At 65.4% G+C, this 24742-nt stretch carries 21 protein-coding genes; 13 read left to right on the top strand and 8 right to left on the bottom strand.

From position 1 onward, the window contains the following. The first annotated feature begins 3 nt into the window (after window positions 1-3). Together EYB42_RS06425 and EYB42_RS06430 are read left to right on the top strand one after the other, a co-directional pair. Entirely contained in the window at window positions 4-882 is an 879-nt protein-coding gene (locus EYB42_RS06425; RefSeq protein WP_135449044.1) for a phosphotransferase, read from the top strand. Continuing rightward, entirely contained in the window at window positions 879-3308 is a 2430-nt protein-coding gene (locus EYB42_RS06430) for a GcvT family protein (protein ID WP_135449045.1), read from the top strand. The genes EYB42_RS06425 and EYB42_RS06430 overlap by 4 nt, the downstream gene beginning before the upstream one ends. 75 nt (window positions 3309-3383) lie before the next feature. Here EYB42_RS06430 and EYB42_RS06435 read toward each other — a convergent pair whose 3' ends face one another. Next, the gene (locus EYB42_RS06435) at window positions 3384-4775 is read right to left on the bottom strand and encodes a helix-turn-helix domain-containing protein (RefSeq protein WP_135449046.1); all 1392 of its coding nucleotides are present in this window, start codon (window positions 4773-4775) and stop codon (window positions 3384-3386) included. Between the two features lie 143 nt (window positions 4776-4918). Here EYB42_RS06435 and EYB42_RS06440 point away from each other — a divergent pair, with 143 nt between their 5' ends. From EYB42_RS06440 to sucD, 4 genes are all read left to right on the top strand, one after another. Continuing rightward, the gene (locus tag EYB42_RS06440) at window positions 4919-6115 is read left to right on the top strand and encodes a pyridoxal-phosphate-dependent aminotransferase family protein (protein WP_135449047.1); all 1197 of its coding nucleotides are present in this window, start codon (window positions 4919-4921) and stop codon (window positions 6113-6115) included. Between the two features lie 18 nt (window positions 6116-6133). Then, window positions 6134-7072, top strand: a complete 939-nt coding sequence (locus EYB42_RS06445) for an HpcH/HpaI aldolase/citrate lyase family protein (RefSeq protein ID WP_135449048.1) — start codon at window positions 6134-6136, stop codon at window positions 7070-7072. Window positions 7073-7165: 93 nt separating this feature from the next. Continuing rightward, window positions 7166-8338, top strand: coding sequence for a malate--CoA ligase subunit beta (locus tag EYB42_RS06450; RefSeq protein WP_135449049.1), 1173 nt, complete (start codon window positions 7166-7168; stop codon window positions 8336-8338). Window positions 8339-8349: 11 nt separating this feature from the next. Beyond that, complete coding sequence (gene sucD, locus EYB42_RS06455) at window positions 8350-9246, top strand: succinate--CoA ligase subunit alpha (protein ID WP_135449050.1); 897 nt, start codon at window positions 8350-8352, stop codon at window positions 9244-9246. A gap of 27 nt (window positions 9247-9273) precedes the next feature. Here sucD and rsmA read toward each other — a convergent pair whose 3' ends face one another. From rsmA to lptF, 6 genes are all read right to left on the bottom strand, one after another. After that, a complete protein-coding gene (gene rsmA, locus EYB42_RS06460; RefSeq protein ID WP_135449051.1) occupies window positions 9274-10110 on the bottom strand; it encodes a 16S rRNA (adenine(1518)-N(6)/adenine(1519)-N(6))-dimethyltransferase RsmA in 837 nt (278 codons plus the stop codon). Beyond that, entirely contained in the window at window positions 10097-11077 is a 981-nt protein-coding gene (pdxA, locus tag EYB42_RS06465) for a 4-hydroxythreonine-4-phosphate dehydrogenase PdxA (RefSeq protein WP_167850945.1), read from the bottom strand. The genes rsmA and pdxA overlap by 14 nt, the downstream gene beginning before the upstream one ends. Continuing rightward, complete coding sequence (locus EYB42_RS06470; RefSeq protein ID WP_167850946.1) at window positions 11074-12279, bottom strand: peptidylprolyl isomerase; 1206 nt, start codon at window positions 12277-12279, stop codon at window positions 11074-11076. The genes pdxA and EYB42_RS06470 overlap by 4 nt, the downstream gene beginning before the upstream one ends. A gap of 67 nt (window positions 12280-12346) precedes the next feature. After that, complete coding sequence (locus EYB42_RS06475; protein ID WP_135449054.1) at window positions 12347-14491, bottom strand: LPS-assembly protein LptD; 2145 nt, start codon at window positions 14489-14491, stop codon at window positions 12347-12349. Continuing rightward, on the bottom strand, window positions 14491-15588 hold the full coding sequence (gene lptG, locus EYB42_RS06480) for an LPS export ABC transporter permease LptG (protein WP_135449055.1): 1098 nt from the start codon (window positions 15586-15588) through the stop codon (window positions 14491-14493). Before lptG ends, EYB42_RS06475 begins: the two co-directional genes overlap by 1 nt. After that, window positions 15585-16700: an LPS export ABC transporter permease LptF gene (gene lptF, locus EYB42_RS06485; RefSeq protein ID WP_135449056.1), complete on the bottom strand. Its 1116-nt coding sequence runs from the start codon at window positions 16698-16700 to the stop codon at window positions 15585-15587. Before lptF ends, lptG begins: the two co-directional genes overlap by 4 nt. Before the next feature lie 154 nt (window positions 16701-16854). Here lptF and EYB42_RS06490 point away from each other — a divergent pair, with 154 nt between their 5' ends. Continuing rightward, on the top strand, window positions 16855-18327 hold the full coding sequence (locus tag EYB42_RS06490; protein WP_135449057.1) for a leucyl aminopeptidase: 1473 nt from the start codon (window positions 16855-16857) through the stop codon (window positions 18325-18327). Window positions 18328-18438: 111 nt separating this feature from the next. Next, window positions 18439-18906 (top strand): DNA polymerase III subunit chi, encoded by a 468-nt coding sequence (locus EYB42_RS06495; protein WP_135449058.1) that lies wholly within the window; start codon window positions 18439-18441, stop codon window positions 18904-18906. Between the two features lie 9 nt (window positions 18907-18915). Here the strand turns inward: EYB42_RS06495 and EYB42_RS06500 are convergent, their stop codons facing one another. Then, window positions 18916-19386 (bottom strand): lytic transglycosylase domain-containing protein, encoded by a 471-nt coding sequence (locus tag EYB42_RS06500; protein ID WP_135449059.1) that lies wholly within the window; start codon window positions 19384-19386, stop codon window positions 18916-18918. 182 nt (window positions 19387-19568) lie between these two features. Between EYB42_RS06500 and EYB42_RS06505 the strand changes: the two genes are divergently transcribed. From EYB42_RS06505 to EYB42_RS06525, 5 genes are all read left to right on the top strand, one after another. Continuing rightward, complete coding sequence (locus EYB42_RS06505) at window positions 19569-20087, top strand: CoxG family protein (RefSeq protein ID WP_135449060.1); 519 nt, start codon at window positions 19569-19571, stop codon at window positions 20085-20087. A gap of 72 nt (window positions 20088-20159) precedes the next feature. Beyond that, complete coding sequence (locus EYB42_RS06510; RefSeq protein ID WP_135449061.1) at window positions 20160-20645, top strand: (2Fe-2S)-binding protein; 486 nt, start codon at window positions 20160-20162, stop codon at window positions 20643-20645. A gap of 33 nt (window positions 20646-20678) precedes the next feature. Continuing rightward, window positions 20679-23048 carry a xanthine dehydrogenase family protein molybdopterin-binding subunit gene (locus tag EYB42_RS06515; protein WP_135449062.1) on the top strand — a complete coding sequence of 790 codons (2370 nt, stop codon included), beginning with the start codon at window positions 20679-20681 and terminating at the stop codon, window positions 23046-23048. Window positions 23049-23060: 12 nt separating this feature from the next. Further along, window positions 23061-23846, top strand: a complete 786-nt coding sequence (locus tag EYB42_RS06520) for an FAD binding domain-containing protein (protein ID WP_135449063.1) — start codon at window positions 23061-23063, stop codon at window positions 23844-23846. A gap of 264 nt (window positions 23847-24110) precedes the next feature. Further along, window positions 24111-24695: an HNH endonuclease gene (locus EYB42_RS06525; protein WP_135449064.1), complete on the top strand. Its 585-nt coding sequence runs from the start codon at window positions 24111-24113 to the stop codon at window positions 24693-24695. Window positions 24696-24742: the final 47 nt, after the last annotated feature.

Genomic DNA, 24742 nt, shown 5'->3' on the forward strand with positions numbered 1-24742 from the left:
CGCATGACCGACCCGATCGCGCGCGCCCTTTCCCTGCCGATCTGGACCGGCACGCCCCGCGCCGAACCCCTTGGCGGCGGAATCACGAATCTGAATGTTCTCGTCACCGATGCCAGAGGCCGCGCCGTGGTGCGCATCGGCGACGACATTCCCGTGCACCAGATCATGCGCTTCAACGAACTGGCCGCCAGCCGTGCGGCGCATGCTGCCGGGGTCTCGCCCGCCGTCCTGCACCATGAGCCCGGCGCGCTGGTGATCGACTTTGTCGCCAGCCGCACGATGAGCGCCGAGGATCTGCGCGACCAGGAGATGCTAGAACAGGCGCTTGCCTTGGTCATGCATGCGCACCGCGACATTCCGCGCCACCTGCGCGGCCCGGCGCTGACCTTCTGGGTCTTCCATGTCCTGCGCGACTATGCCGCCACGCTGAAGGAGGGCCGCTCTCCTCATCGCCCGGCGCTTGCCGGCCTGCTGGACGAGGCGGCCGAGCTGGAACGGGCCGTCGGGCGGATCGAGCTGGTCTTCGGCCACAATGATCTTCTGCCCGCGAACTTCCTGCACGACGGCACCCGAATGTGGCTGATCGACTGGGACTATGCCGGCTGGGGGTCGCCCCTGTTCGACCTTGGGGGGCTTGCGGCGAATGCGGGCCTCGACATGACGCAGGAAGAATGGCTTCTAGCCGCCTACTATGGCACCTCGCCCGATGCCGACCTGTGGCGCCGCTACCGCGCGATGAAGGCGGCGGCGGCGCTGCGTGAGGCAATGTGGTCGATGGTGCAGGAAATCCATTCCGACCTCGACTTCGATTATGCCGCCTATACGGCCGGCTACCTTGACACCTACCGTGCGGCGCTGGCCGCCTTCAGGATTCTGCCATGACCGATTTTCCTTCCACCGCCCGCGCCGTCGTCATCGGCGGCGGCATCGTCGGCTGTTCCGTCGCCTATCACCTGGGCAAGCTGGGTTGGACCGACACCGTGCTTCTGGAACGGAAGAAGCTGACTTCCGGCACCACCTTCCATGCCGCCGGACTGGTCGGGCAGTTGCGCACTTCGGCCAACATCACCCAGCTTCTGGGCCATTCCGTTGCCCTTTACCGCACGCTCGAGGCCGAGACCGGGTTGCAGACCGGCTGGAAGATGAACGGCGGCCTGCGCCTGGCCTGTAATGCCGACCGCTGGACCGAGGTGAAACGCCAGGCCACGACGGCTCATTCCTTCGGGCTGGAGATGCACCTTCTGACGCCGAAAGAGGCGCAGGATCTGTGGCCGCTGATGACGATCGACGATGTGGTTGGCGCGGCCTACCTGCCGACCGACGGCCAGGCGAACCCTTCGGACATCACCCAGTCACTGGCCAAGGGTGCCCGCATGGCCGGGGTGCGCATCTTCGAGGACACCCCTGTCACCCGGATTCTTGTCGAAGATGGCCGGATCAAGGGGGTTGAGACACCCTTCGGCACCATCGCATGCGAAAAGGTCGTCTGCTGCGCCGGACAGTGGACCCGCGATCTGGCCGCGACCGTGGGGGTCAACGTGCCGCTGGTCAGTGTCGAACATCAGTACATGATCACCGAGCGGATCGAGGGCGTCACCCCGACCCTGCCCACGCTGCGCGACCCCGACCGGCGCACCTACTGGAAGGAAGAGGTCGGGGGCCTTGTCTGGGGGGGCTATGAGCCGAACCCTAAGCCCTGGGCGGTAAAGGGCATTCCGGAAGGCTTTCATTTCGAAACACTGACGCCGGATTTCGATCATTACGCACAATTCATGGACGATGCCATCGCTCGGGTTCCGGCGCTGGCCCATGCAGGGGTCAAGCAGCTGCTGAACGGGCCGGAAAGCTTTACCCCCGACGGCAACTTCATCCTGGGCGAGGCCCCGGAACTGCGCAACTTCTATGTCGGCGCAGGATTCAATGCCTTCGGCATCGCCTCGGGTGGCGGGGCGGGCATGGCGCTGGCGGAATGGGTGGCAAAGGGTGAACCGCCCTTCGACCTGTGGCCTGTCGACATTCGCCGCTTCGGCCCTCCGCACCGGGTGACTGACTATGTCCGAACCCGCACGCTGGAAGCCTATGCCAAGCACTACACCATCGCCTGGCCCGCCGAGGAAATGCGCTCGGCCCGGCCGCTACGCCGCTCTCCGCTTTACGCCCATCTGAAGGCGGCCGGTGCCTGCTTTGGCGAGAAGCTGGGCTGGGAACGTCCGAACTGGTTCGCTGGCCCGGGCGAAGAGGCCGTGGACCGCTATTCGATGGCCCGACCTGGCTGGCATGAGGCCGTTGGCCGCGAACACCGCGCGGCGCGAGAGCATGCGGTGCTGATCGACCAGACCAGCTTCGCCAAGTTCCGCCTGACCGGCCGCGATGCGGCCGGGGCGCTGAACCGGATCGCGGCGGGCAATGTCGACCGGGCGGAAGGCAGCCTGACCTACACCCAGATGCTGAACGCGAAAGGCGGGATCGAATGCGACCTGACCATCGCCCGGCTGGGGCCGCGCGAGTTCTACATCGTTACCGGAACCGGCTTTGCCACGCATGATTTCGATTGGATTTCCAGGAATTTGCAGGGCGAGGTTCACCTTTCCGACATCACGTCGTCGATGGCTGTCCTGTCGCTGATGGGGCCGACGTCGCGCGAGATCCTGTCGCGCCATTCGCCGGATGACCTGTCGAACGCCGCCTTCCCCTTCGGCACGGCCCGCTGGATTTCTGTCGCCGGCTGCGCGGTTCTGGCGCTGCGTGTGACCTACGTCGGCGAGCTTGGCTGGGAGCTGCACATGCCGGTTGAGGTGGCGGTGACCGTGTATGAGGCCCTGATGTCAGGCGAGGGCGCACCGGTGCTGGCCGGCTACCGCGCGATCGAGACGCTGCGGCTGGAAAAGGGCTATCGCGCGTGGGGGGCGGATATCGGGCCGGACCACACCCCGGTCGAGGCAGGCCTTGCCTGGGCGGTGAAGATGAAGTCGGGCATCGATTTCATCGGCCGCCAGGCCGTGGCGGCGCAACTGGCCGAAGGGGTGAAGAAGCGTCTGGCCACCTTCACTGCCGATCCGTCGGTCGTGCTGCTTGGCCGCGAGACGATCTATCGCAATGGCCAGCGCGTGGGCTGGCTGTCGTCTGGCGGCTATGGCCACACGGTCGGGAAAAGCATCGGCATGGGCTATGTCCGCCACCCGGACGGGGTAACGGAAGATTTTGTCCTGTCGGGCAGTTACGAGCTGGAAGTCGCATCGGAACGGGTGCCAGCCCAGGTGACGTTGGCGCCACTTTACGATCCGCTGAACCACAGGGTGAAGGGGTGAGCCCGCCCCGGCCATGATCCGGGGCCTCGCCTCACACCAGAGGTTCAGGATCAGGTCCGGGGGGTGAAGGCGGCGCTATCCGTCGAACCGGGTCGCCCCACGCCGTCTTACATCGACTGGCTGGGTCAGTACCACCGCCTGATGCGCGCGCTGGTCGCAGTTCGCGCGCGGGCAGATGCGGCAGTTGATGCCGATCGGCACCATCCTTGCGCTGGGAAGCGAGAAACCCTCGGCATAGCCGATCTCTGCAGCGTGGTCGATCGTGCAGCCCATGGCAACGGCCAGCCGGTTATCCTGCGCGTGGCGAATCCAGGTCGGCCGGTCAACGGTGCGGGAAAATACGAAATACTGGGATTTGTCCGGCATCTCGACGAATTGCGGAACGATCTTGCCGGGTGTTCTGAAGCTGGTATGCACATCGAGCCGGGGGCAGGCACCGCCATATTCGGCCAGGTGGAAGTCGGTCGCGTTGAAGCGCTTGGTCACGTTGCCGCCCTTGTCGATACGCAGGAAGAAGAACGGGACACCCTGCGCACCTTCGCGTTGCAGCGTGGTGGCGCGGTGGCAGGCCTGCTCGAAGCTGACGCCGAAGCGGGTGGCGATGTGGTCGAGGTCATATTTCGTCGCCCGCGCCTCGGCCAGAAAGGCGGCGTAGGGCATCAGCACCGCGGCAGCGAAATAGTTCGCCAGTTCCACCCGCAACCGCGCTACCCCGCGCGGGTCGCTAATGCCCGAACGGTCCACGATGCCGTCCAGCAGCGCGCGCTGTTCCAGAAGCCCGCACATGTGGACCAGCTGGAAAGTGCGGTTGGTGTGGTCCATCGCCTCGGACAACAGGATCTCGCGGCGCGCCTCGTCATATTGGCGCAGCGTGTCGGGCAGTTCCTCTACCCGCGCGAGCCGCACCGCGATGCCCAGCCGGTCGCGCAGGCGCGCCTTTAGCGCGGTATAGACCTCGTCCCGTTCGACCGGGGTTTCCCAGAAGCGTTCGGCTGCCTCTTCCAGTTCGCGAAAGTAGTTGCGATGGCGGCGGAAGACCGTGTGGACTGCGGCCTCGGGTGTTGGGGCAATCGTGGCGGTTTCACCCTCGTTCAGGGCCAGAAGCTGGTCATTCGCCGCCTGGAAGGCCCGATGCAGCCGAAGGAAGGCGCTGGCAAGGTCGGGAGAATGCACCAGAGCAGCACGAAGTTGCGGCAGATCGGGGCGGATGTCGAAGATTGGATCCTGCAAGGCCGCACGCAGGTCGGCCAGCTGGCTGGCCCCGTCTTCCTCCACGATCTCGCGCCAGTCGACGCCGTAGGCTTCGAAAAGCCGCAGAAGAACCTGGACTGAAACGGATCTTTCGTTGTTTTCCAGAAGGTTGACGTAAGAGGCGCTGATTCCCAGCTTGCGTGCCATGGTGCCTTGCGTCTCGCCCCGCTCCAACCGAAGGCGCCGCAGATGCGGGCCGATGAAGGTTTTCTGCATACTGTCGCACACAAATCGGGATCTGTCAGATTTACAATATTACTGAAAATACCTTCTGTAAATCTTCGCATTCACAGCTAGACCCGCTTTGCCTTTGCACATCTTCCGGGCGATGGCAGGGGTGGTGCAAACGGAGGAGACCCATGCGCACCGGCATCAATCACCTTTTCATTCCCGGCCCGACCAATGTTCCCGAACCTGTCCGCCGCGCGATGAACGTGGCGATGGAGGACCAGCGCGGACCTGAATTCGGCGCCTTCGTTCTGGGAATCCTTGCCGACCTGAAGCGCGTCTTCCGGACGGGGACTGCGCGGGTGATGCTTTTTCCCGGCTCGGGCACGGGGGCATGGGAGGCGGCGATCACCAATACCCTGAACCCCGGCGACCGGGTGCTGATGGCGCGGCACGGCCAGTTCTCGACCCTCTGGGCGGAAATGGCCACGCGGCTGGGCCTTGATGTCGAGGTGATCGATGTCGCGTGGGGGGCCGGCGCGCCGGTGTCAGAGTTCGCCCGCCGCCTGGCCGCCGACCGAAAGGGCGCGATCAAGGCGGTCTTCGTGACCCACAACGAAACCGCAACCGGCGTGACCAGTGACGTGGCTGCCGTGCGCAAGGCGCTGGATGATTGCTTTCATGATGCGCTGCTGTTCGTGGATGGCGTCTCCTCGGTGGGCTCCATCGACTTCCGCATGGATGACTGGGGTGTGGACCTGGCCGTGACCGGCAGTCAGAAGGGCCTGATGTGCCCGGCCGGTCTGGGTATCCTTGCGGTCAGTCAGAAGGCGCTCAAGGCGTCAGAGAGCGCGACCCTTCGCCGTGCCTATTTCGAATTCCGTGACTTTGCCATGACGGCGGAAACCGGCTATTTTCCCTACACCCCGCCAACGCAGATCCTGCACGGGTTGCGTGTCGCACTGGACCGCATCCATGCCGAAGGGCTGGACAATGTCATCGCCCGTCATGCCCGCCTGGCCGAGGGCGTGCGACGCGGCGTGGCGGCGTGGGGCCTGCAGACCTGTGCCGAGCATCCTTCGCTTGCGTCTAATACGGTGACGGCGATCAGGGTGCCCGAAGGGGTGGACGCGCGCGAGGTGATCCGCATCGGCCATGCCCGTTACAACACATCGTTCGGGTCGGGCCTTGCGCGGCTTGCCGGCAAGGTGTTCCGCATCGGGCATCTGGGTGACCTCAACGAAGGCATGTGCCTCACGGCGCTTGCGGTGGCCGAAATGGCGCTGGTCGAGGCCGGCGCGGATGTCAAGCTGGGGTCGGGCGTTGCTGCAGCGCAGGCCTGGTATGCGCAATCTGCGCCTGCTCAGGCCCTGATGGCGGCGGAATAAAACAGGAAAGTCAATACGATGAGCCACACTCTTCACCCGCTGCGCCGGCAGCGGCTTCAGCGGTCTGAACTTGCCGTTCCGGCCTCGAACCCCTCGATGATCGACAAGGCGGCCGAAGGACCTGCGGATTACGTCTTTCTGGACCTCGAGGATGCGGTCGCCCCGCCCGAGAAGGAGCAGGCGCGCCGGAACTGCATTCAGGCGCTGAACGACATCGACTGGGCGGCGAAAGGCAAGACCGTCAGCGTGCGGATCAACGGTCTTGATACCCACTACATGTATCGCGACGTGGTCGATGTGATGGAGCAGGCAGGAGACCGGGTGCATACCCTGCTGGTGCCCAAGGTGGGCGTGCGCGACGATCTTTACATGGTCGAGGCGATGGTCAATCAGATCGAGCAGGCCAGGGGCTACCGCACCCGCGTGGGCCTAGAGGCGTTGATCGAGACGGCCCTTGGCATGGCGAATGTCGAGACAATCGCCCAGTTTGGCGGCCGGCTGGAGGCGCTGCATTTCGGCGTGGCGGACTATGCCGCCAGCATGCGGGCACGTACGGTAAACATCGGCGGTCTGAATCCGATGTATCCGGGCGACCAGTGGCACGCCGCGATCAGCCGCATGGTCATTGCCTGCCGCGCCTATGGTCTGCGCGCCATCGACGGCCCCTTCGGTGATTTTTCCGACCCCGAGGGCTACAGGGACGCTGCGCGCCGCGCGGCCGCCCTGGGCTGCGAGGGGAAATGGGCGATCCACCCCAGTCAGGTCGCCCTTGCGAACGAGGTGTTCAGTCCGACGGATGCCGAGGTCACGAAGGCCCGCCGCATCATCGAGGAACTGAAACTGGCCGAGGCGCAGGGGAAGGGAGCCGCAAGCCTCGACGGCAAGATGATCGACGCCGCCAGCGAGAAGATGGCGCGCAACGTGCTGGTGATCGCCGAGGCGATCGCGGCGCAGTAGGTCGCTCATCCCTTCCTTGCGGGCGGTCTCGCCGAGGTCAGCGCGGAGCGCCCGCAAGGCAGCGACAAGCGGCAGCATGGAGGAGGAACCACGATGGACATCCACGAATACCAGGCCAAGGAAATCCTTGCCCGTTTTGGTGTGCCGGTACCGCGCGGTGGGCTGGCCTACAGCCCCGAACAGGCAGGTTATCGGGCGCGGGAACTGGGCGGCAGCGCCTGGGTGGTGAAGGCGCAGATCCACTCCGGCGGTCGGGGGGCGGCCGGAGGCGTGAAGCTGTGCCGCGACGAACATGAGGTCGCCAGTTTCGCCGCAAGCCTGTTCGGCAAGCAGCTTGTCACCAAGCAGACCGACGCGAACGGCAAGGGCGTCTATCGCCTGTGGATCGAGGCGGCCAGCGACATTGCCCGCGAGATGTATCTGGGCTTCGTCCTCGACCGGAAATCCGAGCGGATCATGATCGTCGCCTCGGCGCACGGGGGGATGGAGATCGAGGATCTGGCCGAATCCGACCCGGAATCGTTGCGACGCATGACCATTGACCCCGCCGTTGGCCTGACCGAGTTCCAGGCGCGCGAACTGGCCTTCCAGCTGGGCCTGAAAGGCGGCCAGATCGCCCAGATGGTGACGATCCTGAAGGCCTGCTACCGCGCCTACCGCGACCTTGACGCGGTTATGGTGGAAATAAACCCGCTGGTTATCACCGGGTCGGGCGACCTGGTGGCACTGGATGCGAAGATGTCTTTTGATACCCACGCCTTGTTCAGGCAACCTCAGGTGGCCGAACTGCGCGACCGCAGCCAGGAAGACCCGCGGGAAAGCACCGCAGGCGACCATGGTCTGGCCTATGTAGGGCTGGAGGGCGACATCGGCTGCATCATCAACGGTGCAGGGTTGGCGATGGCCACGATGGACATGATCAAGCTGGCCGGGGGGGAACCCGCCAATTTCCTGGACATCGGCGGTGGCGCCAGCCCCGAGCGCGTGGTCAAGGCCTTCCAGACCGTTCTGGCCGACCGGAACGTGTCGGTCGTGCTGGTCAATATCTTCGCGGGCATCAACCGGTGTGACTGGGTGGCCGAGGGCGTGGTCACCGCCTACCGCCAGCTTGGTCTGTCGTTGCCCGTCATCGTGCGCCTTGCGGGCACCAATGTCGAGGAAGGCCGCCGGATCATCGACCAGTCCGGCCTGCCGCTGATTTCCGCAGACACTCTGGCCGAAGCCGCCGCCGCGGCCGTCGCCGCCCGCCCCCGCAAAGCCGCCTGACGGAGGAACCCATGGCCATTCTCATCACCGAAAAGACCCGCGTCATCGTGCAGGGCATCACCGGGCGGATCGGCAGCTTCCACGCGGCCGACATGATCCGCCATGGAACCAATGTCGTGGGCGGCGTCACGCCCGGACGGGGCGGGGAAACTCACCTCGACCGGCCGCTGTTCAACACCGTGCGCGAGGCGGTCGAGGCGACAGGAGCGGAAGCCAGCCTTGTCTTTGTCCCGCCCCCATTCGCCGCCGATGCGATCATGGAGGCGGCCGATGCCGGAATCCGCACGGCAGTGTGCGTCACTGACGGCATCCCCAGCCAGGACATGATGCGGGTGAAGCGATTCCTGAAGCGCTATCCCGAGGCCCGCAAGATGCGGTTGATCGGCCCCAACTGTGCCGGGATCATCAGTCCCGGCAAGGGCTTCATGGGGATCATGCCGCCACACATCTATATGCCGGGTCGGGTTGGAATCGTCGGCCGGTCGGGGACGCTGGGCTATGAGGCCGCGTCCCAGATGAAGGCCCTGGGGATCGGCGTTTCGACTTCAGTCGGCATCGGTGGCGACCCGATCAACGGTTCCAGCTTCAAGGACATCCTGCAACTCTTTGAAGATGATCACGAAACCGATGCAGTGATGATGATCGGCGAAATCGGCGGCCCACAGGAGGCCGAAGCTGCTGCCTATGCGCGCGACCACATGTCCAAACCGGTTGTGGCCTATATTGCCGGGCTTTCGGCACCCAAGGGCCGCAAGATGGGCCATGCGGGCGCCATCATCAGCGCCTTCGGTGAATCGGCGCAGGAAAAGGTGGAAATCCTGACAGCGGCCGGCATCACCGTGGCCCCGAACCCCAGCGCCATGGGTGAGACCATGGCCCGTGTCCTCAGCATGAAGAAGGCGGCCTGAGGCGACGGCTCTTCGGGATGCTTGCTTCTAGGATACCGCGCGCGCAAGGGCGCAGAACTGTTCCAGACCGATCTCCTCGGCCCGTGCGGTCGGGGGGATGCCCAGGCTTTCGAGCACGGTCTCGATATCCGGCCGCAATGCCTTTAGCGAAGCGCGCAGCATCTTGCGGCGCTGGTTGAAGGCCATGGCCGTCACGCGCTGCAGCACCGCGAAATCGCAGGGAAAGCGCGGCGCGGGCAGGGCGGTCAGCTGCACGACGGCCGAATGAACCTTGGGCGTGGGGGTGAAGGCTTCGGGCGGCAGGGTCATCACGATCCGTGCCTCGCAGCGCCATTGGGCCAGCAGCGCCAGCCGTCCGTAATGTTCTGTCCGTGGCCTGGCCACGATCCGTTCGGCCACCTCCTTCTGGAACATGAGCGTCAAAGATGACCAGATCGGCGGCCAGACTGGGGGCGACAGCCACCGGATCAGAAGCTCGGTGCCAACGTTGTAAGGCAGGTTGGCAACGATCTTGACCGGAGGCTTCAGGTGCTGGGTGAGGTCGAGTTCCAGCGCGTCGCCGTGCAGAACCGTAAGCCGCCCCGGATAGGCCGCCGCGATCTCGGCCAGGGCGGGCAGGGCACGGGCGTCCTTTTCCACAGCCACCACATGCCGTGCCCCCTCGGCCAGAAGGCCGCGGGTCAAGCCACCGGGACCGGGGCCGACCTCCAGCACGTCGCAGGCCGTCAGATCGCCGGCCGAACGTGCGATCTTTGCCGTAAGGTTCAGATCCAGAAGAAAATTCTGGCCAAGTTGCTTCTTCGCCACCAGATCATGCGACCGGATCACCTCGCGCAGCGGGGGCAGACCGTCAATCGTGCCCACCACAGCCCCCTGCTGCTGCCCGCCGGGCATCAGCCATGTGGCGCGCCATGCGCAAGGCTGCGATCATGCTTGCCGGATCGGCAATGCCGCGACCGGCGATGTCGTAGGCCGTGCCGTGATCGGGCGAGGTTCGCACGAAGGGCAGGCCCAGCGTAACATTGACCCCCCCGGCGAAGTCGATGGTCTTGATCGGGATCAGCGCCTGGTCGTGATAGGCGCAGATCGCGGCGTCATAGCCTTTGCGCGCCGCCGGGTGAAACATGGTATCTGCTGGCAGTGGCCCGCGGATCGCCATCCCTTCGGACGAAAGCCGCGCGATCAGCGGGGCCATCCAGTCAAGTTCTTCGCGACCCATGGCGCCGCCTTCTCCGGCGTGAGGGTTCAGGCCCGCGACGGCAAGGCGCGGCGCGGCAATCCCGAAGTCGCGGATCAACCCGTCCCGCGTGATACGGATGGTCGTTTCCAGCAGGGCCGGCGTCAGCACTTTCGGCACCTCGGACAGCGCAATGTGAATGGTGGCGGGAACGACGCGAAGCTCGGGGCAGGCCAGCATCATCACCACATGGTCGGTTCCGGCCAGATGCGCCAGGAACTCGGTATGGCCGGGAAAGGCAAAACCTGCGCCGTCCTTCAGCGCCTTCTTGTGGATTGGCGCGGTGCAAAGCGCGGCCGCGGCACCGGACCGGACAAGTCCAACCGCGCGTTCGATGACTGCAACCACGCCGCCCGCGTTCGCGGGATCGGGGCGGCCCGGCAGGGCCGAGGCCGGGAAGTCATGGCGCAGAACGCAAAGCGGACCGTCCGTGACCCCCTCGCCCTCGGACACTTCGCGCCAGGCGGTTCCCTCCGGCAGATGCCGCGGGTCGCCCAGCCAGACGAAACGTTCACCGGCAGCCCAAGCCTTGGCGGCTATCTCCGGCCCGATCCCGGACGGATCGCCGCAGCTCAGGACAACGGGGGCCATCACGGCTCGCGGATGATCGCAGCCGCGCGGAGTTCTTCCAGATAGCCCGCGGCCATGCCCTCGAGCTTCTGGTTGATCACCCGTTCACGCACCTGATCGCGGGTCGGCGGTTCCTCGAGCGTCTGCTGGCGGCCGCAGAGCATCAGGAAGCGGCGATAACCCGAACGGGTCAGCGCAACCGAGCTTTCGCCGGGGTCCAGCCGCGCGAGTTCCAGAGCCACATCACCCGGGACTTCGGCCACTGGCTGGGTCGTGATCGTCAGACGGTCTTCGGGCAGTCCCTTTGCCTGGCCGTAAAGGTCATTGCAGGTGTCCACGGCCGCGCGGATGCGGGCGATTTCCGCGGCGTCGTCCGGCACCAGGAATTCCGCCCATTCCACCGTGACCGCGATCGGCTCGGCGCTTTCATCGCGCGCCACGTCGCGCAGCTGGAACAGGACGACCGCCCCCGGAACCTGCACGGGATCCGATACCTCGCCTGGGCCGAGCGCCAGCACCGCGGCGCCAATCGGGCCGGGCAGGTTGGCCAGAGGAATCCAGTCGAGGCGCCCGCCATTGCCAGCCGTGGAGGCCGCCGAATACTGGCGCGCGGCTGCGGCAAACGCCGCCTCGCCGCTGATCGTGTCGGACAGACGCTGCGCCAGCGCCATCTGCTCGCGGCCATCGCTGCCCTCGGGTACTGGGATCACCAGCTCCGACGCCAGGATCCGCAGGGCGCGCGGCCGGGCCGAGGCTTCCAGCGCGCGATCCACATCATTTTCGCTGATCGGCACCTGGCCAAGGAACCGGGCGCGCACCGCCTTGCGCCATAGAAGGCCCGCCGAAACGAAGTCGCGGAAGGTTTCGGCCGAGATCCCGACCTTTTCGAATTCGGCAATCAGGCCTTCGGCCGTCAGGTTGGCCCGCGAGGCGAATTCCTCCATGCCCCGGCGCACCTCGTCCTCGGTCAGGGTAAGGCCAAGGCGTTTGGCTTCGGTTTGTTGCAGGCGGTCATCCACCAGGGCTTTCAGCGCCTCTTCCTCGGGGTTTCCGGGCGCACGCAGCACCTGCAGGAACATGGCCCGTTGCTGCACCTCGTATTCGGTGATGACGCGGTCGTTGACATACAGCCGCGGGGCAAACAGATCCTGCGCCAGCACGGGCCCCGCGAGAAGCGCCCCGCACAGAATCGCCGCCACCCGCCGTTTCAGAAAGGAAAATGCCATTGCCTTTGCCGCTCTTCCCGCCATCCGTCTAATGCCTGCAGGTCTCTGCCCGCTCGTTTCTGTGCCGTCACCTGCGACAGGTTCGCGCCGGCCCGCCCTTGGCGCTGCCGCCGAAGCCCACCAGATCCAGCGACAGGCTGAAGTCCGTCGTCGGGTTCACACTAGTCGAGGATGTGAAGCGACGCGAGAGGGAAACGTCGAAGCGCAGGCACTCGTTCAGGAACTCCACTCCCAGGCCGGCGACCGTGCCTTGATCGGCAACAAAGTCGTAGCGACCTGACAGCTTGGCCGTCCAGTTCGGGTCCAGCTTCTGCCGTGCGTCAAAGGTGACTTCGCGCGTGGGTTCCAGCCGGTTTTCGATAGGATCCTCGACCGCGTAGATCAGTGAACCGGCAAGCGAAGTGCGCGCGCCGCTGTAGGTTACGCGCGCCTCGCCTTTGGTCAGGTCCAGGTCATCAGACAGAACGGCACGCGCGGTCAGGGCCACGGAATTCGACAGAGTGAAGTTCACCCCTGCTAGCCAGTCCGATCGCTGCCCGGCGAGGCCCGAAGCCGGACCGAACTGGCTCAGGTCCGCCTCGCGGTAGACACGCCCCACCATGACCCCCATCGACCAGCCATCGGGGTCGTGTCGCGTCCAGCTGACGCCCAGGTTGGCCCGCGGACCGCGTTCCACGGCATCCGATCCCGGAAAGCGATCCAGCGCGAACAGGCTGGCTTCGTCGAATTCTACCAGAACCGAGTCTTCGTTCGGCAGGGTTTCGGCATCGGACGAAGCCCAGATGAACTGCGCCACCGGCTCGATCACATGCGTCGCCCCGCCATCGCCGACCTTAACCCAGGGCCAGCGCAATTCGACCCCGACATTGCCATGGGTGCGTGTCGTCCGGCCTTCGTAGCTGGCATCCTGGGCGATGCTGTAGGCGTCGGCCGTCGCCTCGCCCAGGATCGTCGTCTCGATTCCCATGGGCAGCAGGAAGCTCTTGCGCCAATCGATCCGCGCCGAGATCCGGCCAAGGTCACGGCCGTCAGCGATGTTGTCGCTGTCTGGTCCGTCGATGGGGCTGGTCGAGCTGCGATAGTGGTTGTGCGTCTGCAGTCGAAGGCCGCCTTCGCCGCCGACCGCCCCCAGCGAGAAGCGGCGATGGAAGGTCAGGTCAGACACGATCGAGGGGATGGTAGTGTTGTCCTCGTCGTCGCGCAGTGTCTGGAAACTGATGATCCGGGCCGAGATGTGTTCGTTGCGCCGGGTGCGGCTGATTTCGAGGCGGCTGTCGAGCCGGTCCAGGTTGGCGATCCCGTAGTCCAGCAGATAGGCGGGGTCGGACACGGTCTGGCCCTTGATCGTCAGGCCGAAGTTCGCCGGCAGGCTGAAGGCGCCATCGACGAAAAGATACCCCCGCGGATCACCGGGGATCAGTCTGTCCTGAGTGACTGCCCCGTTCAGCTCGATCCGGCCGGTGGCAAAGGCCTGACGATAGCGCAGATTCAGCGTCGTGCTGTTGCGGAAGGTAAGGTAGGGTGCCACCGTCAGGTCGGCCGAGGGGCCGAGGGCGATGAAGTAGGGAATCTTCACCCCTGTGCCGAGATCCGACGTGGTGCGGACCGTGGGCATCAGGAAGCCCGTCGCCCGGTCGAGCGTGGGGTCGGGCATCCGCAGGCGCGGAATGTAGAAAACCGGAACGCCGGCCAGCCGGAATTGCGCGTGGTCGAAATAGATCTGGCGTTCCACCTCGTCATGCACCACGCGGCGTGCGCGGATTTCCCACAGCGGGGTCGGGTCGCCCTCGCATACCTTGCAGGACGACGCCGCGACGGTTTCCATCGCGTTGTAACGGCCGGCGACACGCATCATCCGGTTCGCGGCAAGCTGCAACTGCCTGTTCAGCACGAGGCGCGCGCTGGTCAGGATGCCTTCGGTCAGGTCGGCCTGCAACTCGGCCTGCGAGGCGAGGATCACCACATCGCCGGTCGCCTCGGTCAGGACGATCGGGCCGGTGATCTCCAGCCGGTCCGTGGCCTGGTCATAGACGATACGCTGTGCCTTCAGGCGGCGGCCCTTGAAGAACACCTCGACGTTGCCCTCGGCGATCAGCCGGGTGTCGCCGGTGATGGCCAGACTGTCCGAAACCAGGGTCGCCTGGTCCTGCGCGCGCGCCGGCAGCGCGAGGGTGAAGCAAAGAGCGAACAGGGCAAGAAGACGGACCGCCATCAGCCATCCTCCAGGTGCAGCAGCAGGCTCAGCGCCAGCATGACGGCGGCGGCAGGTGGGGTCCAGGCAGCAAGGGCGATCGGGATCTGGCCGGTGTCGCCAAGGGCCTGCGCGAAATTTCGCAGGAAATAGATGGCGAAACCCGAGAGCAGGGCATACAGCACCATGCGGCCAGTGCCGCCGAAGCGGACGTGCCGCATGGTGAAGCCAGCCGCCACCAGCACCATCGCCACCATAAGCAGCGGCTGGGCCAGTTCCATCTGGAACCACAGCCGGTAGGCCCGCGCCGAAAAGCCGGCGCGTTCCAGATCGTCGATATAGCGGGGCAGATCCCAGAAGCCGATGGCGCTGGGTGTTCCGAAGCTGTCTCGTATCCGTTCCGCAGTAAGGTCAGAGGGCAGGCGCAGCGGCCCCGGCTCGCTGATGGCGTTCAATTCGGGGTTCGCCGCCGTCAGATCCCACCGCTTGACGCCGCTGAGTTCCCAGGCCCCCGGTGTCAGCCTGGCCGAGTCGGCCTCGATCCGCGTCGTGGGCAAGCCACGGGCATCGAAGCCAAGGAAGGTGACACCGAACAGCTCTGTCCCGTCGGGATTTGCGCGCGCTGCCTGGATCACCGTCTGCCCGTCCTCTGCCCCCTGACGCAGCCACAGCCCCGTATCGGCGACCGACAGAACCGAGCCGTCGCCGCGCGACAGTTGCGCGCGCTTGGCGTCATAGGCCTTCGAGGTTGCCGCGACCAGCGGGTTGAACAGCGCAACTGTCAGCGCACCCAGCGCGACCGACACCAGCACCGGTGTCAGCAGGAACCGAAGCCCCGACCGCCCCGCCGCGCGCACGACAACCAGTTCCGATGACCGGGCAAGGCCCAGGAACATGGCGATCGCCCCCATGATCATGATCAGCGGCAGGATGCGATACAGCGTTTCGGGCACGTTCAGCAGCGAAAGCTGCGCAGCGCCCGCAAGCCCCAGTCCCGCATCGGAAAAGCGGCGCAGCTGTTCGATCATGTCAAGCAGCATCAGGATGCCGAAGAAGATCAGGAACACCCGGCCCACCGTGCCAAGAAAGCGCCGTGCGATGTACAGGCTGAGCGTCATGCCGCCGCCCCCCTCAGGCGGCGGGGCCGCTGGGAAAAGGCCAGAAGTCCCAGCGCCAGAACGATCCCGGTCAGCGGTGCCAGATAGACCATCGGCCAGGCATTGGCCGACTGGATCGCAACGCTGCCTGCCCATGTCCAGATCAGCTGGACAGCAATCAGCAGGCCGACCGCCAGCCCCATCTGACGCCACAGGCCGAACCGCGAGAAGCCGCCCTGCATCAGCGCGGAAAACCCCAGAAGCGCGGCCGCCACCGCCAGCAGCGGCGAGGCCAGGCGCGAATGGCCCTCTTCCAGCATCTCCGCCCGGGCGGCGCCGGCCGCGGCCATCACCTCGTCGCGCGGGAACAGCAGATCACCCGTCGGCAGCGCGTTCAGGGAAAGCGCCCCGCCGCCCGCCACATTGACCACGCCGGCAAGATCCAGCGTGAAGTCGGAAAACCGCGTGATCGCCATCCGATCATCGGCCCGGGCGAGCGTCTGTGTCGCCCCGTCCAGCATGACCAGCTTCGGCGCGACCTCGCCACGGACCAGAAAGGCCTTGCGCGCGGTGTGGATCACACGTTCGTCGGCGCGGCGTTCATCCGCAAGGAACAGGTCGATCAGCTCTCCGGTCTGGGTGATTTCGCGGATGTAAAGCGTGATTCCCTTCGCGGGATGCATGAACTGCCCTGCATTCAGGAAGCGCCCGGTGATGTTCTGGGAAATCTCGGCACTGCGCGCGCTGAGCGTGCGCTGACTGGCAGGCACCAGTAGGTTGGTCAGGACAAGCTGCATGACCATGACGCAAAGCCCGAAATACAGCACCGGCCGCGCCAGACGGAAGGCCGAGAAACCTGTGGCCTGCATCACCACAAGTTCGCTTTCCTGCGTCAGGCGGTTCACAGCGTAAAGCACGGCCGCAAAGGCCGCGACAGGCAGAACCAGCCGGATCGCGTTCGGAAGGGTCAGAAGCGAGAACTCGAGGAACACCAGGGCAGACTGGCCGTCGCCGATCAGCTGATCGAACAGTCCCACCGCCCGGTTCACCCAGTAGACCGCCACCAGCACGAGGGCGAAAAAGCCAAATAGCTGAAGCAGTTGCGACAGGATATATCTGTCGAATCTAGACACGCCCGACCAGGCCCCTACAACATCTTGAAGCGACCCTAACGGAAATCCGGCGCGGCGAAAACTGCTATCTGGCCATTCCCGGTGCCGGATTGTAGCCTCCCGGCAGAGGTCCGCCAAGGCGCGGACATCCCCGCAATGCGCATGAAGGTTTTCGATGGCCCAGCCGCTTCCGATCCAGTTCCTCGCCCCCGATCTTGACGCCCTTTCAGCGGTGACCGGCCGCATCGCCGTTCTGGCAGAGCCGGGCCAGCCGTTCAGCCCCGGCTTCCGCAGGCTGGACCGTCTGACCAGGGGCGCGCTGTCCAGGGCCGCGAGCTCCGAAGCCTTCGCCAAGCTGAAACCTGGCGAAGCGCTTGACCTGGCCTGGCCCGCCGGCCTTCAGGCCGAGGCGGTGCAGCTGATCCGTCTGCCGAAGAAGGCCGATGTCGCCCAGGCCCGCAAGGCCGGGGCCGCCGCGGGCAAGGCGCATGGGGCAGGGGGCACCCTGATCCTGGCCGAGGGGCATCCGCGGGCCGCCGACATCGCCTTCGGTCTGGCCCTGCGCGCCTATGACTTCGACAGCCACAAGACCGGCGAGAAGAAGGCGCCGGGGCCGGCGATCCTGGCCGTGACGAACCCCGAGGCCGTGGCCCGGGCGGCAGCACCCATGGCCGCTGTGGCCGAGGGCGTGTTCTTTACCCGTGATCTGGTGAACGAACCGGCGAACGTGCTGACCACCAACGATTTCGCCGCACGTCTGGCTGCGATGCAGGAGCTTGGCCTGCACGTCGAAATCCTGGAAGAGGACCAGCTGCGCAAGCTGGGAATGGGGGCGCTTCTCGGTGTGGGTCAGGGGTCGGAAAGCCCCTCGAAGGTGGTGGTCATGGAATGGCGCGGCGGCGGGAAGGACGAAGCCCCCTTCGCGCTGATCGGCAAGGGTGTCGTCTTCGACACCGGCGGCATCTCGATCAAGCCTGCGGCCGGCATGGAAGAGATGACCATGGACATGGGCGGTGCGGGCGTCGTCGCGGGGGTGATGCGGACGCTGGCCCTGCGCAAGGCGAAGGCGAATGTGGTTGGGCTGGTAGGGCTGGTCGAGAACATGCCCGACGGCCGCGCGCAGCGTCCGGGTGACGTGGTGAAGTCGATGAAGGGCGACACGATCGAGGTCATCAACACCGACGCCGAAGGGCGGCTCGTGCTGGCCGATGTGCTTTGGTACGCGCAGGAGCGATTCAAGCCCAGCGGCATGATCAACCTGGCCACGCTGACCGGCGCCATCATCATCGCGCTCGGGTATGAGAATGCTGGGGTGTTCTCGAACAACGACGATCTGTGCAACGCCTTCCTGGACGCAGCGAAGGCAGAGGGCGAGGGGGCCTGGCGCATGCCAATGGGCGAGGCCTACGACCAGAGGCTGAAATCGCGCATCGCCGACATGATGAACGTCGGTGGCCGCGAGGGCGGGGCGATCACGGCGGCGCAGTTCCTGGCGCGCTTCGTCAAGCCAGAGGTGCCATGGTGCCATCTGGACATCGCCGGTACCACCCTCGCCAAGGCCGACACCACGCTAGCGCCCAAGGGCGCGACAGGCTGGGGGGTCATGGCACTTGACCGGCTGATCCGCGAACGGTTCGAACGGAGCTAGCGCCGGGGTGCCGCTTGTTCCTTCCCTTCGGATGGTCATCTACGCAGCACGCGCCGCGATGATCGGCCGCAAGGACGCGATCCGCAGTCCCTGCCGTCAGGAACGCCGCTGATGGGTTTGGTCCTGTTCTATCATCTGACCCGATCGACCCCGCAGGACGCGCTGGCCCTGCTTCTGCCGAGGGCGTTGGCGCAGGGCTGGCGGGTGATGATCCGCGGTACCGATCCGCAGGCGCTGGAGCGTCTGGATGCTGCGCTATGGCTTGCGGGCGGCGAGGAAAACTTCCTGCCCCACGGGCTGGAGGGTGGGCCGCATGATGCCGACCAGCCCGTGCTCCTGGGGCAGGGGGCGCCGGTGAACGGGGCGCGCGTCATGGCCCTGGTGGACGGGGCCCAGGCAACCGATGCAGAGATCGCGGCCTCGGACCGGGTCTGGGTGTTGTTCGATGGCAGCGATGCTGATCGTCTGCAAGCCGCGCGGCGGCAATGGAAGGCCGTGACGGCGGCAGGCCATGCCGCGCAATACTGGTCCGAGGACTCCGGTCGCTGGGAGAAGAAGGCCGAAAGCCCCGCCGGTTGAGGCGGACCCTCAGGCCCGCAGGCCGGTTTCCTCCAGCAGGCCCAGCCGCTTGGCCTCGTAATAGTAGCCCTTCGAATACCACATCACCGCCCGGTCCTGGCTGCCACCGGACACCAGCCAGGCGCCGCGCAGATACTTGCCTGCATACATCAGGTTCGTTTCGGCGTTCAGCAGACCTTCAGGGGGACCGTTGTAGCCCATGGTCCGCGCGGTCTGCGGATGGATCTGCAAAAGCCCGTAATAGGGACCGTTCCGTGCTGCCGGATTATAGCCGCTTTCGCGCTGGATCACCCTGTGCAGCAGGCTTTCGGGAATATCGTGGACCGCCGCGTATTTCCGAACCAAAGCCATCATTTCGGGAGTGGCGCCGACCGCAAGATCGCTGCGGCCCACGGTCGAAACGCTGGGCGTTCCGCGACCACAGGCCGTTACCAGGGCGGCGGCGGAAAGAACCAGCAGGTTTCGACGGGAAAGGGGCATGGCATTCTCCGACGTTTTTCGCGGTTCTAGCGGTCCGACATCGGGCACGGCAAGCCCCGGCTGCCCGGTTCGGCGGAAAGCGGCGAAGCATCGCGGAAAATTCAACCCTGGGGGCCAGATTCTGCTTAGCCTTTGGCGAGTTTGGCTTAGTCTCTGCCCCAAGGGAGAAAGGGAATCGACCCATGAAGCTGAGTGACAGCCGGGAGATCCGGGCTGAGCCCGCCATTGTCTGGACGGCGATCCTGAACCCGGAAGTGCTGAAGGCGTGCATTCCCGGATGCCAGAGCATGACCGGATCGGTCGCCGAGGGTTATGAGGCGGTGGTCAAGCAGAAGGTCGGCCCGGTCAGCGCAACGTTTACTGGGCTTGTGCAGCTGTCCGACATCGTCGAGGGCCGATCCCTGCGCATCGTCGGCGAAGGCAAGGGCGGCGTCGCGGGCTTTGCCAAGGGCAGCGCGGATGTCCGGCTTGAGCCGGTCGAGGGTGGAACCCGTCTGTCCTACGATGTCGAAGCGAGCGTCGGGGGCAAGCTTGCCCAGCTGGGCAGCCGGATCATCGACGGGTTCGCGAAGAAGATGGCGGACGAGTTCTTCACCCGCTTCCAGGAGGCGGTCGAGGGCCCGGACGAAGAAGAGGCGGCCGCATCCGCCGCAGAAGACGCGCCGAAGAAGGGATGGTTCAAGCGTCTTGTCGGAGGCTGAAGGTCCGGGTGTGGGCAGATCCGGGTGCCGACGTCCGGCATCTTTGCCAGGGAAATCCAAGGGAGGAGAGGCATGACAAAAGTCAGCATGACCGTGAACGGCAAGGCCGTTTCCGGCGAGGTGGAGGGGCGCACTCTGCTGTCGTCCTTCCTGCGCGAGGGGCTGGGGCTGACCGGCACCCATGTGGGCTGCGATACCAGCCAGTGCGGCGCATGCGTGGTGCATGTCAACGGCAAGGCCATGAAAAGCTGCACCGTCTTTGCCCAGGACGTGGCAGGAGCCGAGATCTGCACCATCGAGGGGATGGCAAATCCCGATGGGTCGCTATCGGTGATCCAGCAGGCCTTCCAGGACCACCACGGGCTGCAATGCGGCTTCTGCACGCCGGGCATGGTGATGTCGGCGGCGGCCCTGCTGGCCGAGAATCCCAGGCCGACCGAGGCCGAGGTGCGGCATTATCTCGAAGGCAACCTCTGCCGGTGCACGGGCTATCACAACATCATCAAGGCGGTGCTGGCGGCCAGCGGCCAGGACGTGACGAAGATCGCAGCCGAATAGGGCGGGAACCGCCACAGCAACAGGGAGGACGACATGCCGAAAGACGGAGGCATCGGCGCCAGAACCAAGCGGCGCGAGGATGTGCGGTTCCTGACCGGAAAGGGCCGCTACACCGACGACATCAACATCCGGGGCCAGCTTCACGCCCATTTTATCCGCAGCCAGGTGGCGCACGGCAGGATCCGCAAGATCGACACGCGGGATGCCGAGGCGATGCCCGGCGTGGTCAAGGTATTCACCAGCGCCGATTTCGCGGGCGCGGGCGGTCTGCCCTGCGGCTGGCAGGTGACCAGCCGCGACGGCAAGCCGATGCTTGAACCGAAGCATCCGGTTCTGGCGGAAGGCAAGGTGCGCCATGTCGGCGACCCCATCGCCGTCGTGGTGGCCGAAACGCTGGATCAGGCGCGCGATGCGGCCGAGGCCGTCGTGATCGACATCGAGGAACTGCCTGCCGTCATCGACATGAAGGCCGCAGTTCAGGGCGGGCCTCTGGTGCATGACGAGATCGGATCGAACCTGTGCTACGACTGGGGTTTCGTCGAAGAGAACAAGGCCGCCGTGGACGAGGCCTTTGCCAGGGCTGCCCATGTCACCACGCTGGAACTGGTGAACAACCGGCTGATCGCCAACCCGATGGAACCCCGCGTCGCCGTGGGCGACTATGAGGACCATTCGGGGATGCACACGCTGTATACGACCAGCCAGAACCCGCATGTGATCCGGCTTCTGATGGGGGCATTCGTCCTGTCGATCCCCGAACACAAGCTGCGCGTCGTGGCGCCGGACGTGGGCGGGGGCTTCGGGTCGAAGATCTACCATTATGCCGAAGAGGCCTTTGTCACCAAAGCCGCGCAAGTGCTGAAGCGCCCGGTCAAATGGACAGCCAGCCGGTCCGAGGCCTTCATCTCGGACGCGCAGGGCCGTGACCACATCACCAGGATCGAACTGGCGCTGGACGCCGACCACAACTTCACCGCGCTGCGCTGCGAGACCTATGCCAACATGGGGGCCTATCTTTCGACGTTCGCCCCCTGCATCCCGACGTGGCTGCACGGCACGCTGCTTGCGGGCAACTACCGCACGCCGCTTATCTATACGAACGTGAAGGCCGTCTTCACCAACACCGTCCCGGTCGATGCATATCGGGGCGCCGGGCGGCCCGAGGCGACGTTCCAGCTGGAACGCGTGATCGACAAGGCCGCGCGCGAACTGGGCGTCAGCCCGGTGGAGCTGCGGCGGAAGAATTTCATTAAGCCCGACCAATTCCCCTACCAGACCCCGGTCGCGGTGGTCTACGACACGGGCAACTATCACGCGACTCTGGACAAGCTGCTGGAGCTTTCGGACTATAAGGGATTCGAGGCGCGCGCGGCGGAATCGAAGAAGCGCGGCAAACTGCGCGGCTTCGGTCTTGCGCATTACATCGAGGCCTGCGGCATTGCGCCATCGAACCTGGTGGGTCAGCTGGGGGCGCGGGCCGGGCTTTATGAATCCGCGACCGTGCGGGTCAATGCCACGGGATCGATCACCGTCTTCACCGGGTCGCATTCGCATGGCCAGGGCCACGAGACCACCTTTGCCCAGGTAATCTCCGAGATGATCGGGATCGATGCAAGCCAGGTGGAAATCGTCCACGGCGACACCTCCAACACGCCGATGGGCATGGGCACCTACGGCTCGCGCAGTCTTGCGGTGGGCGGCTCGGCCATGGTCAAGGCGACGAACAAGATCATCAACAAGGCCAAGAAGATCGCGGCCCACCTGATGGAGGCCAGCGAGGCCGACATCGAATTGAAGGACGGCAAGTTCACCGTCGCCGGCACCGACAAGGAGAAATCCTGGGTGGACATCACGCTTGCGGCCTATGTCCCGCACAACTACCCGCTCGAGGACATGGAGCCGGGGCTGGAAGAGACGGCCTTCTACGACCCGTCGAACTTCACCTATCCGGCCGGTGCCTATGGCTGCGAGGTCGAGGTGGACCCCGAGACCGGCAAGGTCGAGATCGTCGCCTTCACCGCGGCCGACGACTTCGGCAACGTGGTCAACCCGATGATCGTCGAAGGCCAGGTGCATGGCGGGCTTGCCCAGGGGATCGGGCAGGCGATGCTGGAAAACTGCGTCTATGACGAGAACGGCCAGCTTCTGTCGGGTTCGTTCATGGACTATGCCATGCCGCGTGCGGACGACCTGCCCTTCTACAGGGTCGATCATTCCTGCGCGACGCCCTGCACCCACAACCCGCTGGGGGTCAAGGGCTGTGGCGAGGCAGGGGCCATCGGCTCGCCGCCTGCTGTGGTGAACGCGGTGATAGACGCCCTGCACCGCGGGGGATTCACCCATGTGACCCATATCGACATGCCGGTCTCGCCCGCTCGGGTCTGGCAGGCCATCCACGGCTGAGGGGAGAATACCATGCACAACTTCGACTTCGTCAAACCCTCGACCATCGCAGAGGCCGTGGCGGCCCTGGGGCAGGAGGGCGCGCAGGGGCTGTCAGGCGGTCAGACATTGATCCCGACGATGAAGCAGCGCTTGGCAGCGCCCGGAGTACTGGTCAGCCTGACCGGCATCGCCGAGATGCAGGGCGTCTGCATGGGAGAGGGGGGCTTGCACATCGGTGCGGCCACGCCGCATGCCGTGGTGGCACGCGAGGCGCGCCCGCATTATCCGGCACTGGCGGCACTGGCGGGCGGCATCGGCGATCCCGCGGTGCGCAACCGGGGCACGATCGGCGGCAGTCTGGCCAACAACGACCCGGCCGCCTGCTACCCCTCGGCTGTGCTGGCCTCGGGCGCGACGGTGGTAACGAACACCCGGAAGATCGCGGCGGACGATTTCTTCGAGGGTCTTTTCACCACCGCCCTGCATGATGGCGAGATCATCACCAGCGTCGTCTTCCCGATCCCGGAAAGGGCGGCCTATGTGAAGTTCAACCAGCCCGCCAGCCGCTTTGCCCTGACCGGGGTCTTCGTCGCCAAGTTCAGGGATGGCGTTCGGGTGGCGGTCACAGGGGCCTCGCAGAACGGGGTCTTCCGCTGGGCAGATGCGGAAGCGGCGCTGTCGGCGGATTTTTCGCCGCAAGCGATTTCCGGGCTGAGCGTGGACGCGGAGGACATGATTGGCGACCTGCACGGCACGCCGGCCTACCGGGCGAACCTTGTCAAGGTGCTGACCGGTCGCGCGGTGGCGGCCGCCTGACCGCCGGTCATCCGACCCTTGCGGGACGTCTTCGCGCGGTCGCCCAGCGAAGATGCCCCGCAAGGGAGAGATGAGCGTCCTGTGCCGCAGCTGTCATTCTTCTGTCACCCGAATCCGGCAGGAAGCCTGTGGAAAACCTCTGCGACACTCTGGCGCTAGGGGGTTGCCACGGCGAAAGCGCCATATATAGTTCAAGGTCACGGGGTGGGCTCCCCCGCCCTGCAGGCCGGTTGTCAACGGGCAGGACGTGGAGTCTTTGACGGAATGGACGGCGATTTCAGAACCCAGTTCGTGCGCGACCCCGCCGCGCTGAAGCACTTTCCGGCGCTGGTGCTGAACGCCGACTACCGGCCGCTCAGTTATTACCCGCTCAGCCTTTGGCCCTGGCAAGAGGCGATCAAGGCTGCCGTGCTGGACCGGGTGCAGATCGTCGCCGAATACGACCAGGTGGTGCGAAGCCAGCGGCAGGAATTCAGGATACCTTCAGTCGTCGTGCTGAAGGATTACGTCAAACCCCAGAAGCGCGTGGCCTTCACGCGCTTCAATCTTTTTCTGCGGGATGAATTCTGTTGCCAGTATTGCGGGGCGAAGGGCGATCTGACCTTCGACCATGTGGTGCCAAGGTCGCGCGGGGGGATCACCAGTTGGGAGAACGTGGTGGCCGCCTGTTCGCCCTGCAACCTGCGCAAGGGATCAAGGACGCTTAAGCAGTCCGGCCTTACCCTTCGCCGTCCACCCCGCGCCCCTACGGCCGAGGAAATGCAGGCCCACGGCCGGCGCTTCCCGCCGAACCACCTGCATGACAGCTGGATCGACTACCTCTATTGGGATGCCGAACTGGAGGCATGATCTCGCCAGCTGTTGGACCGCGCGTCTCGGGGTGCTAGACATGGGCC

Origin of the sequence: Tabrizicola caldifontis (genome assembly GCF_004762095.1) — a bacterium.
GTDB lineage: Bacteria > Pseudomonadota > Alphaproteobacteria > Rhodobacterales > Rhodobacteraceae > Tabrizicola > Tabrizicola caldifontis.

What these genes read in the sequence shown, in the direction of transcription:
- EYB42_RS06425 (WP_135449044.1), top strand. Translation starts at nt 4, where the DNA reads ATGACCGACCCGATCGCGCGCGCCCTTTCCCTGCCGATCTGGACCGGC.
- EYB42_RS06430 (WP_135449045.1), top strand. Translation starts at nt 879, where the DNA reads ATGACCGATTTTCCTTCCACCGCCCGCGCCGTCGTCATCGGCGGCGGC.
- EYB42_RS06435 (WP_135449046.1), bottom strand. Translation starts at nt 4,775, where the DNA reads ATGCAGAAAACCTTCATCGGCCCGCATCTGCGGCGCCTTCGGTTGGAG.
- EYB42_RS06440 (WP_135449047.1), top strand. Translation starts at nt 4,919, where the DNA reads ATGCGCACCGGCATCAATCACCTTTTCATTCCCGGCCCGACCAATGTT.
- EYB42_RS06445 (WP_135449048.1), top strand. Translation starts at nt 6,134, where the DNA reads ATGAGCCACACTCTTCACCCGCTGCGCCGGCAGCGGCTTCAGCGGTCT.
- EYB42_RS06450 (WP_135449049.1), top strand. Translation starts at nt 7,166, where the DNA reads ATGGACATCCACGAATACCAGGCCAAGGAAATCCTTGCCCGTTTTGGT.
- sucD (WP_135449050.1), top strand. Translation starts at nt 8,350, where the DNA reads ATGGCCATTCTCATCACCGAAAAGACCCGCGTCATCGTGCAGGGCATC.
- EYB42_RS06470 (WP_167850946.1), bottom strand. Translation starts at nt 12,279, where the DNA reads ATGGCATTTTCCTTTCTGAAACGGCGGGTGGCGGCGATTCTGTGCGGG.
- EYB42_RS06475 (WP_135449054.1), bottom strand. Translation starts at nt 14,491, where the DNA reads ATGGCGGTCCGTCTTCTTGCCCTGTTCGCTCTTTGCTTCACCCTCGCG.
- lptG (WP_135449055.1), bottom strand. Translation starts at nt 15,588, where the DNA reads ATGACGCTCAGCCTGTACATCGCACGGCGCTTTCTTGGCACGGTGGGC.
- EYB42_RS06490 (WP_135449057.1), top strand. Translation starts at nt 16,855, where the DNA reads ATGGCCCAGCCGCTTCCGATCCAGTTCCTCGCCCCCGATCTTGACGCC.
- EYB42_RS06495 (WP_135449058.1), top strand. Translation starts at nt 18,439, where the DNA reads ATGGGTTTGGTCCTGTTCTATCATCTGACCCGATCGACCCCGCAGGAC.
- EYB42_RS06500 (WP_135449059.1), bottom strand. Translation starts at nt 19,386, where the DNA reads ATGCCCCTTTCCCGTCGAAACCTGCTGGTTCTTTCCGCCGCCGCCCTG.
- EYB42_RS06505 (WP_135449060.1), top strand. Translation starts at nt 19,569, where the DNA reads ATGAAGCTGAGTGACAGCCGGGAGATCCGGGCTGAGCCCGCCATTGTC.
- EYB42_RS06510 (WP_135449061.1), top strand. Translation starts at nt 20,160, where the DNA reads ATGACAAAAGTCAGCATGACCGTGAACGGCAAGGCCGTTTCCGGCGAG.
- EYB42_RS06515 (WP_135449062.1), top strand. Translation starts at nt 20,679, where the DNA reads ATGCCGAAAGACGGAGGCATCGGCGCCAGAACCAAGCGGCGCGAGGAT.
- EYB42_RS06520 (WP_135449063.1), top strand. Translation starts at nt 23,061, where the DNA reads ATGCACAACTTCGACTTCGTCAAACCCTCGACCATCGCAGAGGCCGTG.
- EYB42_RS06525 (WP_135449064.1), top strand. Translation starts at nt 24,111, where the DNA reads ATGGACGGCGATTTCAGAACCCAGTTCGTGCGCGACCCCGCCGCGCTG.